The 12,655-nt window shown below is 58.9% G+C and carries 14 protein-coding genes; 9 read left to right on the top strand and 5 right to left on the bottom strand.

The window, feature by feature from the left end; genetic code table 11:
- Nucleotides 1-9 precede the first annotated feature (9 nt).
- Entirely contained in the window at nt 10-1,836 is a 1,827-nt protein-coding gene (locus FBZ99_RS21200; protein ID WP_113350879.1) for an ABC transporter ATP-binding protein, read from the bottom strand.
- Nucleotides 1,833-1,961 carry a hypothetical protein gene (locus tag FBZ99_RS33800; protein ID WP_267903988.1) on the bottom strand — a complete coding sequence of 43 codons (129 nt, stop codon included), beginning with the start codon at nt 1,959-1,961 and terminating at the stop codon, nt 1,833-1,835. Before FBZ99_RS33800 ends, FBZ99_RS21200 begins: the two co-directional genes overlap by 4 nt.
- Before the next feature lie 317 nt (nt 1,962-2,278).
- Between FBZ99_RS33800 and FBZ99_RS21195 the strand changes: the two genes are divergently transcribed.
- From FBZ99_RS21195 to FBZ99_RS21180, 4 genes are all read left to right on the top strand, one after another.
- Nucleotides 2,279-2,971: a GntR family transcriptional regulator gene (locus FBZ99_RS21195; RefSeq protein WP_113350880.1), complete on the top strand. Its 693-nt coding sequence runs from the start codon at nt 2,279-2,281 to the stop codon at nt 2,969-2,971.
- Nucleotides 2,972-3,203: 232 nt separating this feature from the next.
- The gene (locus FBZ99_RS21190) at nt 3,204-4,427 is read left to right on the top strand and encodes an MFS transporter (protein WP_113420916.1); all 1,224 of its coding nucleotides are present in this window, start codon (nt 3,204-3,206) and stop codon (nt 4,425-4,427) included.
- A gap of 261 nt (nt 4,428-4,688) precedes the next feature.
- On the top strand, nt 4,689-5,366 hold the full coding sequence (locus FBZ99_RS21185) for a FadR/GntR family transcriptional regulator (RefSeq protein ID WP_145634726.1): 678 nt from the start codon (nt 4,689-4,691) through the stop codon (nt 5,364-5,366).
- On the top strand, nt 5,363-6,634 hold the full coding sequence (locus FBZ99_RS21180; protein WP_113329307.1) for a CynX/NimT family MFS transporter: 1,272 nt from the start codon (nt 5,363-5,365) through the stop codon (nt 6,632-6,634). The genes FBZ99_RS21185 and FBZ99_RS21180 overlap by 4 nt, the downstream gene beginning before the upstream one ends.
- Before the next feature lie 178 nt (nt 6,635-6,812).
- On the opposite strand, the gene FBZ99_RS21175 is transcribed toward FBZ99_RS21180, so the two are convergent.
- The 3 genes from FBZ99_RS21175 to FBZ99_RS21165 all read right to left on the bottom strand — a co-directional run bounded on the left by FBZ99_RS21175 (nt 6,813) and on the right by FBZ99_RS21165 (nt 9,046).
- Nucleotides 6,813-7,286, bottom strand: a complete 474-nt coding sequence (locus FBZ99_RS21175) for a MucR family transcriptional regulator (protein ID WP_113350882.1) — start codon at nt 7,284-7,286, stop codon at nt 6,813-6,815.
- Between the two features lie 265 nt (nt 7,287-7,551).
- Nucleotides 7,552-7,971, bottom strand: a complete 420-nt coding sequence (locus tag FBZ99_RS21170; RefSeq protein WP_113350883.1) for an NUDIX hydrolase — start codon at nt 7,969-7,971, stop codon at nt 7,552-7,554.
- A 91-nt stretch (nt 7,972-8,062) separates the two neighbouring features.
- Nucleotides 8,063-9,046, bottom strand: a complete 984-nt coding sequence (locus FBZ99_RS21165) for an alpha/beta hydrolase family protein (RefSeq protein ID WP_145634724.1) — start codon at nt 9,044-9,046, stop codon at nt 8,063-8,065.
- A gap of 174 nt (nt 9,047-9,220) precedes the next feature.
- On the opposite strand from FBZ99_RS21165, the gene FBZ99_RS21160 reads away from it, so the two are divergent.
- The 5 genes from FBZ99_RS21160 to FBZ99_RS21140 all read left to right on the top strand — a co-directional run bounded on the left by FBZ99_RS21160 (nt 9,221) and on the right by FBZ99_RS21140 (nt 12,595).
- Complete coding sequence (locus tag FBZ99_RS21160; protein ID WP_092707768.1) at nt 9,221-9,547, top strand: PadR family transcriptional regulator; 327 nt, start codon at nt 9,221-9,223, stop codon at nt 9,545-9,547.
- On the top strand, nt 9,544-10,116 hold the full coding sequence (locus tag FBZ99_RS21155) for a DUF1700 domain-containing protein (protein WP_145634721.1): 573 nt from the start codon (nt 9,544-9,546) through the stop codon (nt 10,114-10,116). The genes FBZ99_RS21160 and FBZ99_RS21155 overlap by 4 nt, the downstream gene beginning before the upstream one ends.
- A gap of 34 nt (nt 10,117-10,150) precedes the next feature.
- The gene (locus FBZ99_RS21150) at nt 10,151-10,858 is read left to right on the top strand and encodes a GIN domain-containing protein (RefSeq protein WP_113350886.1); all 708 of its coding nucleotides are present in this window, start codon (nt 10,151-10,153) and stop codon (nt 10,856-10,858) included.
- A 132-nt stretch (nt 10,859-10,990) separates the two neighbouring features.
- Nucleotides 10,991-11,512: a homoprotocatechuate degradation operon regulator HpaR gene (gene hpaR / locus FBZ99_RS21145; RefSeq protein ID WP_113351071.1), complete on the top strand. Its 522-nt coding sequence runs from the start codon at nt 10,991-10,993 to the stop codon at nt 11,510-11,512.
- A 96-nt stretch (nt 11,513-11,608) separates the two neighbouring features.
- Entirely contained in the window at nt 11,609-12,595 is a 987-nt protein-coding gene (locus FBZ99_RS21140; protein WP_113350887.1) for a helix-turn-helix domain-containing protein, read from the top strand.
- The last annotated feature ends 60 nt before the right edge of the window (nt 12,596-12,655 follow it).

Here is a 12,655-nt window from a genome sequence, read left to right as displayed (position 1 = left end):
GGTGGTCGTTCAGGCGCTCTTGGCGATGAAGTGGCCTGAGGTGATTTCCTCGTGAGCCAGGATCGGCGGCTCGTCGCCGACGCGGCGGACGGGATTGGGGATCTCGCCCTCCAGCAAGGTGGTTCTGCGCTCCTGCGTCGGATCGGCGATCGGCACGGCCGAGAGAAGGCGTTGCGTATAGGCATGCATCGGTGTTTCGAAGACTTGGCGGCGACTGCCGATTTCCATGATCTGGCCGAGATAGAGGACGGCGACGCGATGGCTGATCTTCTCCACAACGGCCATGTCATGGCTGATAAACAGATAGGCGAGCCCGCGTTCCGCCTGGAGATCCATCAAGAGATTGATGATCTGGGCCTGGATCGACACGTCGAGCGCGGAAAGCGCCTCGTCGGCGATGATGAGCTTGGGATCGGAGGCCAGGGCACGGGCGATGCAGACACGCTGGCGCTGCCCGCCGGAAAACTCGTGCGGATAGCGATCGGCATGAGCCGGCGTCAAGCCGACGCGCTCAAGAAGTTCGTCCACTCGGCGACGAACCTCCTTCGATCCGGAGATGATGCCATGGGTGTTGATCGGTTCCGCTATCGAAAAGCCGACCGTCTTGCGCGGGTCGAGCGAGGCGAACGGATCCTGGAAAATGTATTGCACGTCACGTCGCAGACGAAAGCGTTCGAGCTGCGACATGGCGGCGAAGCTCTTGCCATTGAAGGTGATTTCGCCCGATCGCGCTTTCTGCAGTTGCTGGATGGTGCGGCCGATCGTCGACTTGCCGGAGCCGGACTCGCCGACGAGGGCCAGGGTTTCACCGGGATGAATATCGAAAGCGACCTTCTGGACGGCACTGCAGCGATGCGTGACCTGGCCGAATATATTCTTCTTGATATCGAAGCGCACGAAGAGATCGCGCACGGACAGGAGCGGCTGCTGGTCGTAGCGGGCAGTATTCTGGACCCGTTCCTCACCGACGATCTTCGGCTCGCCACCGTCGAGGACGGTCAGCGGCATGCGCTTTGGAAAATCCTGACCGGTCATGCTGCCAAGCTTCGGCACTGCGGCGAGAAGCGCCTTCGTATAAGGGTGCCTGGGATTGGCGAATATCTCGCGAACTGGGCCCTCCTCGACCTTCTTGCCCTTCCACATGACAACGACATCGTCGGCCATTTCGGCCACCACGCCCATGTCATGGGTGATGAAGATCATGCCCATGCCGAGATCCTTTTGCAGGTCCCGCATGATGTTGAGGATCTGCGCCTGGATCGTCACGTCAAGGGCAGTCGTCGGCTCGTCGGCGATCAGCAGCTTCGGGCGGCAGGCAAGCGCCATGGCGATCATCACGCGCTGGCGCATGCCGCCGGAAAGCTGATGCGGATAGCGGTTCAACAGTGCCTGCGCATCCGGCAGACGCACCATCTCCAGCAGGCGCTGTGCTTCCGCCATTGCGGCGGACTTGCCGATCTTCTCGTGAAGGAGAAGGACCTCGCAGATCTGGTCGCCGATGGTGAAGACAGGGTTGAGCGAGGTCATCGGCTCCTGGAAGATCATGGCGATCTCCTTGCCGCGAACTGCGCGCATCTCCTTCTGCGAAAGCTTCAGCAGATCCTTGCCGTTGAAGAGGATGCTGCCAGTCTCGAAGCGCGCGCCCATCATATCGGCAAGCCGCATGACCGAAAGCGAGGTCACTGATTTGCCGGAGCCGGATTCGCCGACGACGGCGAGCGTTCGCCCCGGCTCGACCGAAAAGGAAAGTCCTTCGACGACGCGGTTTTCGCCGAACCGCACAGTCAGATCCGCTACAGACAGAAGCGGTTTGTTGTCGCCTGTAGCAGCCGTCATGCGCTTACCTCGATATTGGGCAGGTCGTTCATGGCATCGGAGACGATTGCCGTGTCACACTTTGCGTCGATGATGCAGGTGCGCTCACCGGGATCGCCGCCACAGCCGGATAGTAGCATGTTCATGCGGACACCCGTTGCGGCCTGGCAAAGGCTGGCGATGTTTTTCTACAAAACAGGCGTCTTATGAACATCTGTATCCGCGTTCCCATTATATTTGTTAGGCATGAGATAGCATCAAACAACAATCTGGTCTATATTGTTCAACAATTTTCGTGTTGCCAATCAAAAATGGGGACAAACCTGCATAAAATCGTCCAGCGGACTTGCCGTTGGGGTGGTGCGACTGCTGCAGACAGGCATGAGAACGCTGTACGCTTCTCAGCAAACGCCTGATATGGCCGGACATCGAAGACGATTGAGTGCAGGCGCCGGGAGAGCAAATGAAGCAGACAAATCTTGCGAGCATCGAGCCGACATCGGTCGCTGAGGCGGGGCAGACGCTGGCGGAACTGACAGCTGCCCGCATCCGTGAGCGCGTGATCAGCGGTATGCTATCGCCGGGTAGCCACCTGTCCGAAGCAGCTCTTTGCGAGGAGCTACAGGTCTCGCGCAACACGCTGCGCGAAGTCTTCCGGCTGCTGACGAAAGAGGGCGTGCTGCGTCACGAAGCCAATCGCGGCGTCTTCGTGTCCACGCCGAGCATCTCCACGATCATGGATATCTTCCATATTCGCCGGCTGATCGAGTGTTCGGCGCTTGCCAACGCGCATCACCGCCACCCAAGCGTCGACAAGATGCGTGCTGCCATCGAGGCTGCCGTGCAGCATCGCGATCGTGGCGAATGGCTGGAAGTCGGCAGCGCCGATATCGTCTTTCATGCCGCGATCGTCGAGCTTGCTGATAGTCCTCGACTTTCAGCCTTCTATGCGCAGATCTCGCTTGAACTGCGCCTCGTCTTCGGGCTGATCCGCGATCCCGAATATCTGCACGCTCCCTATGTCGGCCAGAACGCGACCATTCTTGCGCATCTGGAGGAGGGGGCGCCGGCGAGTGCTGCCGACGCGCTGGAGAAATATCTGTTCCAGGCCGAACGCTTCATTCTGGCAGCCTATTCGAGAGCAATGCCGGGCTGAGTCCGGTTACTATAATTGATATGATGAATGGTGTGGACAATCTCTGCGAGATGGGTCCAAGCTCCATGTAACCATTTGCCTCCCGATCCGCTTTGATCGAAGGATATGCAACACCCCGGACGTAGGCGTGAGGTCCATCGGACAGCAGAATTCGCTTTTGCTGCAATCGATCAGGGCGTCCCGCCGATCAACCGGCAAACTCGTTTCGACAACCGTTAAGACGGATGGGGCTATGGACGCGCAATCCCCGACGACCTCCAGCAGGGCCACGGCGATCCGGCAGGTATGGGTTTCGCCGCTGTATCGCGGTGCGACGCTTGCGCTGTTTCTCTCCGGGCTTGCAACATCAGCCTCGCTGCCGCAGATCGTTCTTTTCCTCGTCAAGGAACTTGGGGCGTCCTTGCCAATGGCGGGGCTCTATTATCTCACCGGTCTCACCGCACCGATTGCCGGCTATCTTGTTGGCAGCTATTCCGACAGAACTGGAAGGCGTCTTGGTCTTTTTCGGCTTTGTGCCGTTGCCGGCGCTGTTGGTTGGGCGGGGATCGCCCTTTCGACGCAACCATGGATGCCGTTCGTGATCGGCACCGTCATTCTGGGTTTTTCCGGATCTGCCACTTCGCAGCTCTTCACCGCCATCCATGATGATCTCAAAGTCAAGGGTGCCGGTGCAAATGACAGCGTCGTGGCTATCATCCGGATGGCTTTGACCGCGGGCTGGGTCATCGGGCCGTTTCTTGGCGCCTGGTTTGCTGTCGAAATCGGGCTTCGCGCCATGTTGTGGGGAACGGCGATCTGTTTCTTCGCGCAGATCCTGCCGCTCGGAACACTACATGCGCTTGTTGGTCCGGGGCAGCGAGCCGACAAGAAGACCGATGCCGTTGGTCACGTCGACTGGTCCGAAATGCTGCCGCTGCTGGCCTTTACAGGTCTCTACGTCCTCGTCTATGCCGGCGAGCCGATCAAATACGGATTCCTGCTACTCTATATGCAGGACCAGCTCAAGCTTGATCCCTCCATTCAGGGCTCGGTGATAGGAACACAGCCATTCATCGAACTCATCCTCATGCCCTTCAGTATCGTGCTGGCGCGACGGATCGGCATCTTATGGATGATGTGTGTCGCCGCGATTTGCGGCGTCATGGCCAACCTCTGTTTTGCGGCTTGGCCGACGGCCATGGGCATGTTTGCCGGCCAGATGCTGATGGGCGGAGTCTGGGGCCTCTACATGGTCCTCGGACTGATCGTTGCTCAAAGATTGCTCCCGAATGCAGTCGCGACGGCTTCGGCGATCTTCATGAGCTCCTCGGCGCTCGCCAGCGCCCTTGGCGGCGGTGTAGGAGGTGTCGGCGTTGCCTATCTCGGGCTCCCGAACGTTTTCTACCTCCCGGCGGCATTCTCCCTGGTCGCGGCGATCGGCCTGGCGGCCATGGCTCGTTCGGGCGCCATCAAATAGGGGTTTCATGCCGTAGGACAGGCATTATTTCATTCCGAGAAGCTTCAGCCAGCGTCAAATCTGCTGCAAGCCCTTCGCCATGATTTCGGGTGCTCTGCCAGATCCCGGATCCGCCTATGACTTGCATCCCCGCCTTCGGTTTCGCCATCGCCGCCACATCGCCGTAGCCAACCGATTGCTCGCCTTGCTGAAAATATATTGACTGAAGATGGTTGATTGACTAAGTGATAAAGTCATCCGATGACTTGATGAAATCCAACCATGCGCGCTCTGACCAAAACGACGCTTGCAGATACGGCCGTGGAGGCAATTCGCAGCGAGATTACCAGCCGTCGCTGGCTCGTTGGCGAAAAGCTGCCCAACGAGGCCTCCCTCTCGTCCATGCTGTCCGTCAGCCGCGGCACGGTTCGTGAGGCGGTGAGGGTCCTGGTGTCCCAGGGCTATCTCGAGACGCGGCAAGGATCCGGGACCTATGTCCGGTCGAACACAGATGTTGGTCGGCCACTGGACATGGCACGCCGCGCCGGATTGAGAAACCAGTTCGAGGCCCGGCTTGCGCTGGAGGTCGAGGCAGCAAGGCTTGCCGCCTTACGTCATTCCCCTGAAGCCGTTTCGCAATTGCGCGCCTTGCTGGTTGCTCGCGGCAACTATGCCGGCGGCGACAAGGCGGCGTTCGTCGAGCGTGATCTTGCCTTTCACAAGGCTGTCGTCGCGGCCTCGCAGAACAGGGCGATGATCGAAATCTATGAGTTCTTCTCCCTCTCGATTGCCGAGACCATCGAGGCGACGCTCGGCGAGGATATCCCCGAGCCGGATATGCAGGCGCATATCGCTATCGTCGACGCCATCGAAACCGGCAGCCCCGAAGCGGCCGATAGAGCTGTGCGCCGCTTCATGGCCCCTATCGTCGCTACACTTGATCGGTTGCTTATGTCATGACCATGTCCTCGCAAAATCTCGCCTCCGTCGAATTGATCGATGCCGAGGCTGATGAAGTTCCCGCACCGCTGCCGCATGGAGGCAAGTCGCCGATCGGCAGGTTTTTGCTGGGTGCGAGCCTTGTGCTCATCGCTTTCAATCTGCGGCCGGTTTTTTCCAGCGCATCGGCGCTCTTGCCGGAGATACGGACCGGTCTTGGCCTCTCCGCCTTCGGCACCAGTATTCTTACGACCTTGCCCGTCATTTGCATGGGGCTGTTTTCACCGCTTGCGCCAAGGCTGGCACAGCGCGTGGGGACCGAGCGCGTCCTGCTCGGTGTCATTCTCCTGCTCGCGCTGGGCACGGCGCTGCGAGGCTTTTCTTCGATTTCGCTGCTGTTCTTGGGCACCGCATTGGCCGGCGCCTGCATTGCTATCGGCAATGTCCTGTTGCCGGGCGTGGTTAAGCGCGATTTTCCCGATAAGGCGGCGCTTATGACCGGTTGCTATACGATGGCGCTATGCGCGGGAGCTGCGAGTGCGGCCGGCTTTACGCTTCCTGTCGAGCATGCTCTCGGCGGTTCGCTCGGCGGCGCGCTGGCCGTCTGGGCCTTGCCTGCCTTTGCCGTCGGACTTCTCTGGCTGCCGCAGGTAATCGGGGCGCGCAGCCAGGCGCGGCGCGCCGGCTTTCGTGTTACCGGTTTGTGGAGCGACCGCATCGCCTGGCAGGTAACGCTTTTCATGGGACTGCAATCGGCGCTCGCCTATTGCGTCTTTGGTTGGCTGGTGCCCATTCTGCGTGAACGTGGTCTCGACGGCGTGACGGCTGGCGTCATCGTATCTGCCTCGGTCATGGTGCAGGCGGCCGCCTGCTTGGTGGCGCCTCATATCGCCGTCAAGGGTAGAGATCAGCGCGCGATCAATGTCATCCTCTGCACAATTGCCGTCGTCGCCTTGCTGGGGCTGCTCTTTGCTCCGCTCTGGACGGTCTGGTTCTGGGCCGTGCTTCAGGGCATCGGGCAGGGCGGATTGATCGCGGTGGCGCTGACTGTCATCGTATTGCGATCGCCCGATGCGCATGTTGCCGCGCATCTCTCCGGCATGGCGCAATTCGTGGGTTACCTGCTTGCTGCGATCGGTCCGCTGGTGGTCGGCATGATCCATGGTTGGACTGGAAGCTTCGCATGGAGCTCCGTCCTATTCCTGCTGCTTGGCCTCGGTGCCGCGATCAACGGTTGGTTCGCCGGCCGCGCCATCACGGTCAATGCCAGGACGATCGAAACGTCTTAACGGCTGCGAGCGGATCGCATCCAGGCTGGCGAGCGAAATCATGAGGTGCCAGCCCACTGCCAAGGGGCGGTCCTGAATTTATACCCCAGCCCGTGATCAATTTTGTTCATGCAAAAAGCAAACCGCCCGTTCAAAAAAACGGGCGGCATGGTTATGGTGCGTGACGAAACGATCCGGATTAGCCGGCCTTCCGCTGGCGCCGTGGTGGTTCGACCGCCGGAGGAATGTCGCTCAGGTTTTTCGTATGGCCCAGGAGAGCCTGCTTTGCCAACGTCGATCTTGTGGCTGCATAGGACGCCGAGACCATCGGATAATCCGCGGGCAAGCCCCATTTCCTTCGATATTCTTCGGGCGTCAGACCGTATTTGCTGTTCAGGTGCCGTTTGAGCGACTTGTATTTTCCGCCGTCTTCGAGGCAGATCAGATAGTCGTCTGTTATGGATTTTTTGATCGGCACGGCCGGCTTCAGCAGCTTTTCCACCGCCGTCGTTGTTGAGGCGGCCTGCTGAGAGCCTGTCAGTGCAGAATAAGTCTCCGTGATGAGCCTGGGTAAGTCTTCCGGCGTTGTCGCATTGCGAAGTACGTAGGCAGAGACAATCTTGCTCGTGAGCTCAATATACCTTTCATGGCTGGCAGTATTTTCCCTTTTCATTTTCGGCCTCACGCAATGTTTTTTATTTATGTATCCAATGTTGTTTTTGCTTTCAATAAAAATTGACGTGACTTTGGATATTCTTTGTCCTTGGTTTATTTTCATAGTAAATATCAGGCGATAGAAGTTTAGAACTGTTATATTCTCATTTTACCACAATATTCAGATTGCGCGCCTTCAGGAGATGCGAGGTGCCGGCGTTCAAATATCTGTTTGCCAAGAACGGTGCGGGACCTGCCGGCTTTCGCCGTGCCTGGGTTGGATGTCAGTCACATCGTGAATGTGACTGTTGCCGGTGGAATGGCAGGACATGATGTTCGGTCAGCGGCGCCATGGTGATATCTCCCGGATCTTGGGGTGATACCCAGCGGATCTCTTCGATCTCTGCCGCTGCCGTGATTGCCGTATCGCCCACATGCAGCCGGAATATATCTGCAACGACGGTATGGTCCGGCTCGTTGGCAGCTGGCGCCTGGAAACCGCCAAGAAAAATCAGATCCTTAGCCTCCGCGGTAAGCCCCAGCTCTTCGAAGAGTTCCCTGATCAGCGCCGTCTCCGGCGTCTCCTGCGGCTCCATCTTGCCGCCGGGTTGCATGAAGGCAGCGGTACCGCGCTTGCGCACGAGCAATGTCTTCCCGTCCGGGCGCAACACCAGAGCCGCCGCAATGCGTATCGTTTTCGTCATGTCTTGATCTGATCGGATTCGCGGACGAGTTTCAACACTGATAATGTCTGCGCACAATTCGACGGCGTTCGACACGCGGGCACCTTCGCTGTTACGGTTTCACCAGGTGCTGGCGGAAAAATGCGACGACCGCGGCGTTGAACTGCCTATGAAACGCGATGCGATCGAACCCCGGCGCGTCGATGCAGGCATCGGACGATGGGTGCATTTCCGGGCAGAGTGTCAGAAACGACAAATGCACGGCATTGGGGACGATCCGAAAATCAGGCTTTTCCGGCAATAGGCGCGCAAGCGTCGCGACATTTTCGGGAGATGCTCCACCACCCCCTCCAAGTTCCGAGCCCCAAAGCTGAAGCGGAACTCTGACATCTTTCACGCTGTCCACAGTCTGGAAGACGATGCTCAGCGGGTCAGCTACAACGACTGCCTTGATACGGGGGTCATGGGTCAATGATTGTGGTAGCGGTTGTCGCCGCGGAGGCTGAGCATGGTCCGCTGGCGGGCAGCCGGCTGCTTTTGGATCTGAACAGCGTGGAGGCCGCTTGGTAAAATCCGGATTGGCTCCCGCAACGACGAGACCGGTATATCCGCCCTGGGAAAATCCGTAGAAGCCGATCCGCTGCGGATCGATCCTCGCAGCATCGGGGGAGGCACCAAGCATGAAATCGACGATCCGCTTGATATCGGCAGGTCGCTCGATCAATACGCCAAGACCGTTTGCCCGGCTCATGTCGGCATGATTGGCGTGCGGATGATTGATGGCAACGACAATGAAGCCAGCGTCGGCAAGCGCTTCGGCGGTATCGTGATGGCCGAGATACCAGCCGCCATAGCCGTGCGAGAAGATGATGAGCGGCAGCTCCTCGCCTGCAATTGGACAATCCGGCGTTGCCGGTATTGCGAGAGCACCGATCTTCACTTCTGTCGGAGGGGTAGCGCAAGGAGACCATATGGCGGCGTCGATCGCCGGGTTATCCGTATCTCCGGAGATGCGAATGAATTTCAAACCTGCCGCATATCCCGATGACGCGACAAGAAAGAGCGCGGCCGCGAGGGCAAGGCTAAAGCGGATCATGACAACTGCTCCATTTAACCAGAAATATACGCTGCGCGATGGGCTGTGATGGCAAGGCGCGCCGGTCGGTAGGTCAGTTGACGCGAAGGCGGCATATGTCGGCTATGAAAGCCATCGAGCTACCTTGCATAAACAGATAGCTTGTTATATTCGTTCTGTAAAGCTGAGGCGTTCATGACTGACTCCATCCAAGTTCAATTGCGGAAGGGCGTGCTCGATCTTTGCGTCCTAGCCGTGCTCTCGCGGGGCGAAAGCTACGGCTATGAAATTGCGAGTACGCTGGTTGCTGCGGTCGGCATGGGCGAAGGAACGATCTACCCGCTGATGCGCAGGATGCAGAATGACGGACTGGTTGCGACCCGCATCGTCGAGTCGAGCAACGGGCCGCCGCGTAAATATTATCGGCTCACGCCGCTGGGGCGCTCGATTTTTGAAGCGCATCGCCGCGACTGGCGCTCGCTAGCAGGCTCCGTCGACAAGCTACTCGAGGATTTGCCATGACCAGGGAAGCCTTTTTGCGCACGCTGAGATTGGGACTTGCAGGCCTGCCTCCTCACGAGGTCGACGATATCGTGGCCGACTATGCCGCCCATTTTTCCGAATCCGAGGCCTCTGGCCGAAGCGAGGAGGAGGTTTCCGCCGCTCTCGGTGATCCCGCCAGGATTGCGCGAGAGCTGCGCGCGGATGTCGGACTGCGCCGTTTCGAGGCGCATTGGAGCGTGCCGAACCTGCTGGCTGCCATGATGGCGCTGGCTGGCCTTGCCATCGTCGATATCTTCTTCCTGCTGCCTTTGCTGTTTGCGGCGATATTCGTCACGCTCGGCCTTGCGATCGCATTGGTGGCCGTCGGCGCCGTTGGCCTGAAGATCATCGTCACGACCGTGTTGTTCCATATCGGCCTGCCTTCCTTCGGCATGCTGGCCCGCCTGCTTGTCGGTGCCGGGCTGGTGAGCTGCTTCATCGGTGGCGGCGCTTTGCTGCTGATGGGTTTGAGTTTGGGTATCCGCATGCTCGGGCAATATGCCCGCCTGCATTTCCGCCTGGCGCAAGTGGACGAAGGTCGAGCTTGAGCGCCGGACTGCACATCGTTGGAGGAAAAGGACAATGAACGGGAAGCTGGCGACTGTCGCGACGACCGGACTGATTTGTGCATCCGTCTTTCTTGCGCTCGGCATCGGACTTTCCGGGCCGGATTGGGCAAACGCAGCGCATTGGTGGGGTGGCATGCAATCCAGCTGCGGATCTGCGGTATCCGGCCGGCAGCAGGTTATCCTGCCTTTCAGCTCCAGTGGCAGCCTGACGATCGATATCCCGGCCTCCGTTCACTATCAGCCGGGCGGAAAGGCGGAGGCCGTCATCACCGGCGATCCCGCGCTTCTCGATCATGTGCGGCTCGATGGCGGAAGGCTGAGCATGGATTGCAATCCGGGTTGGTCCAACGCCAAATTCGATGTCAGCCTGTCGGGGCCGCTCGTCACTAATTGGAGGGTGCGGGGCAGCGGCGATCTCGCTCTGTCGCAGCTCGATCAGGCAGATCTGCGCCTGAGGATATCCGGAAGCGGCAGCGTCATGGCCACGGGAAGCGCGCGCTCGGTGGATCTGGATGTATCGGGTTCGGGCACTGCACGTCTCAAGGACCTGGCCGCTCAATCCGTGAAGATCAGAATTCATGGCAGCGGCGATGCGGAAGTCGCCGCTGCGGCGGATGCAGACATCTCGATCAGCGGAAGCGGCAATATCGAACTCTACGGACATCCGGTGCTGCGGCGTTCCGAAATCAGAGGCAGCGGCCGCCTGGTACAGGTGCCGTAATCCGTTGCGAGAAAGCGCGCCGCGCGGCGACGATCCTTGTTGTCGGCTTTGATCGATATCATGCGATCGCCTTGCTTTGAATGATTCTCATGTTAATCAGTGAGGGCCGTAATCGAAGCGAACATGCAAAAGATGCAAAACAGAACAGACAGTGGCGTGAGGCCGCGCCTAGAACCTGAAACCGCAGCAAAACAAGCTAAGCGGCCGCTGCGCGATCGCCGCCGCTCGCTGGCGATCGGACTTCTGCGCGCCCGTGAAGCGGTCATGAGCCATTTCCGGCCGATCCTGGCGGCGCATGACGTAACCGAGCAGCAGTGGCGTGTCATTCGCATTCTCTATGAAGGCGGCCAGCTTGACGCGACCGAATTGGCCGACAAGGCATCCATTCTAGCGCCGAGCCTGACGCGCATGATCCGCTCGCTTGAGGAGCGCGGCTTCATCACCAAGCACAAGGATGATGCCGACGGACGCAGAGTATTGCTGCAGATCACCCCGGCAGGGCAGGCGATCGTCGAGGACGTCATGCCGGAAAGCCAGAAAGTCTATGCCGATATCGATGCCCGTTTCGGCGAAGAGCGGGTGGAGAAGCTGCTCGATATGCTGGAGGAGCTTGCCTCGCTGAAATTGGAGAACGGCCCAGCCGGTGAGGAATGAGGCCTCTTCGATTTTATTAATGTGTTAAGTATTTGATTGACGCGTCAGGAGATCTGTAGCAGTCTTCCGCGGTGCTGACACTGTTGGGAGGCGGAGTTGGACCTGCTACAAAATCGCAGCCTGGTCGACCGGACCTGGTCGCCGACGCCCTACGACCAGTGGGTTGACGATCTTCAGAGCATTTGCGGCAACTTCAATCCGCACACGGTGCAGCGCGGTGACAGTGTCATAGGCACAGCCAGCCGCATCGACGTCTGCGGCATGGAATTCGCCCATGTTTCCAATGATCTCGACTATGTTCATCGCGATTGGGATGACATTCGCCGCGACGCCAATGAGCACCTGTTCCTGATCCTGCAGCTGGAAGGCGTCTGCGGCGTCGAGCATTCCGGCCAGCAGAACATCCTCGATGTCGGCGAATGCATTCTTGTCGACTCCACGCGACCGACAACTTTCTATTTCCGCGGGCACTTTTCCAATCACCTGTCGCTGCATCTGCCCCGGCAGCTGATGTATTCCGAGAGCAAGATCGATTTTGATATTGCGCGCAAGCTCGAGGCGAGCGATCCGATGGCAATGATGCTGCGTGCATTGATCGCCAAGATGATGACCACGCCGGATAATGAAGCAGCTTCGCCCTATCTTCGCCAGCTGATGTTCGACACGACCCGCCAGGCATTCCTCTCCACAGGCGCCCAGACGGCAAGCCTGAATTCTCTGCATGAAAGCGCCAGCAAGCGCATGCAGATGGTCGATATCCTCATCGACAAGCATCTGACCGATAGCGACCTCAGCGCCAAATGGCTGGCGACACGGCTCGGCATTTCGATCCGTACACTGCAGCAGGATTTTCAGGGCATGGGCATGACCTGCACGACGGTCATTCGGGACAAGCGGCTGCGCTTTGCACGGGAAAAGATCGAGCAGCTCAAGGAGCAGCGCAACCCGACGACGATAGCCGAAGTCGCCTATTCGGCCGGGTTCAATGACATTTCCTATTTCAATCGCAGCTTCAAGGAACTGTTCGATTGTGCGCCGAGCGAGCTGCTGCGCGCCGCAGAGCCGGCCCATAGATCGGACTGAACCGCGGGGCTGCGCTTCAGTCCAAGACGAGGCGCGTTTCTCCCCAAGACGGATGTTGGG

Source organism: Rhizobium sp. ERR 1071 (assembly GCF_007828675.1).
GTDB classification, from domain to species: domain Bacteria; phylum Pseudomonadota; class Alphaproteobacteria; order Rhizobiales; family Rhizobiaceae; genus Rhizobium; species Rhizobium dioscoreae.
This window is presented reverse-complemented; position numbering and strand designations above follow the sequence as displayed.

Excerpts from the sequence above, each read along its gene's own strand:
- FBZ99_RS21200 (WP_113350879.1), bottom strand. The coding sequence starts at position 1,836 with ATGACGGCTGCTACAGGCGACAACAAACCGCTTCTGTCTGTAGCGGAT.
- FBZ99_RS33800 (WP_267903988.1), bottom strand. The coding sequence starts at position 1,961 with ATGAACATGCTACTATCCGGCTGTGGCGGCGATCCCGGTGAGCGCACC.
- FBZ99_RS21195 (WP_113350880.1), top strand. The coding sequence starts at position 2,279 with ATGAAGCAGACAAATCTTGCGAGCATCGAGCCGACATCGGTCGCTGAG.
- FBZ99_RS21190 (WP_113420916.1), top strand. The coding sequence starts at position 3,204 with ATGGACGCGCAATCCCCGACGACCTCCAGCAGGGCCACGGCGATCCGG.
- FBZ99_RS21185 (WP_145634726.1), top strand. The coding sequence starts at position 4,689 with ATGCGCGCTCTGACCAAAACGACGCTTGCAGATACGGCCGTGGAGGCA.
- FBZ99_RS21180 (WP_113329307.1), top strand. The coding sequence starts at position 5,363 with ATGACCATGTCCTCGCAAAATCTCGCCTCCGTCGAATTGATCGATGCC.
- FBZ99_RS21175 (WP_113350882.1), bottom strand. The coding sequence starts at position 7,286 with ATGAAAAGGGAAAATACTGCCAGCCATGAAAGGTATATTGAGCTCACG.
- FBZ99_RS21170 (WP_113350883.1), bottom strand. The coding sequence starts at position 7,971 with ATGACGAAAACGATACGCATTGCGGCGGCTCTGGTGTTGCGCCCGGAC.
- FBZ99_RS21165 (WP_145634724.1), bottom strand. The coding sequence starts at position 9,046 with ATGATCCGCTTTAGCCTTGCCCTCGCGGCCGCGCTCTTTCTTGTCGCG.
- FBZ99_RS21160 (WP_092707768.1), top strand. The coding sequence starts at position 9,221 with ATGACTGACTCCATCCAAGTTCAATTGCGGAAGGGCGTGCTCGATCTT.
- FBZ99_RS21155 (WP_145634721.1), top strand. The coding sequence starts at position 9,544 with ATGACCAGGGAAGCCTTTTTGCGCACGCTGAGATTGGGACTTGCAGGC.
- FBZ99_RS21150 (WP_113350886.1), top strand. The coding sequence starts at position 10,151 with ATGAACGGGAAGCTGGCGACTGTCGCGACGACCGGACTGATTTGTGCA.
- hpaR (WP_113351071.1), top strand. The coding sequence starts at position 10,991 with ATGCAAAACAGAACAGACAGTGGCGTGAGGCCGCGCCTAGAACCTGAA.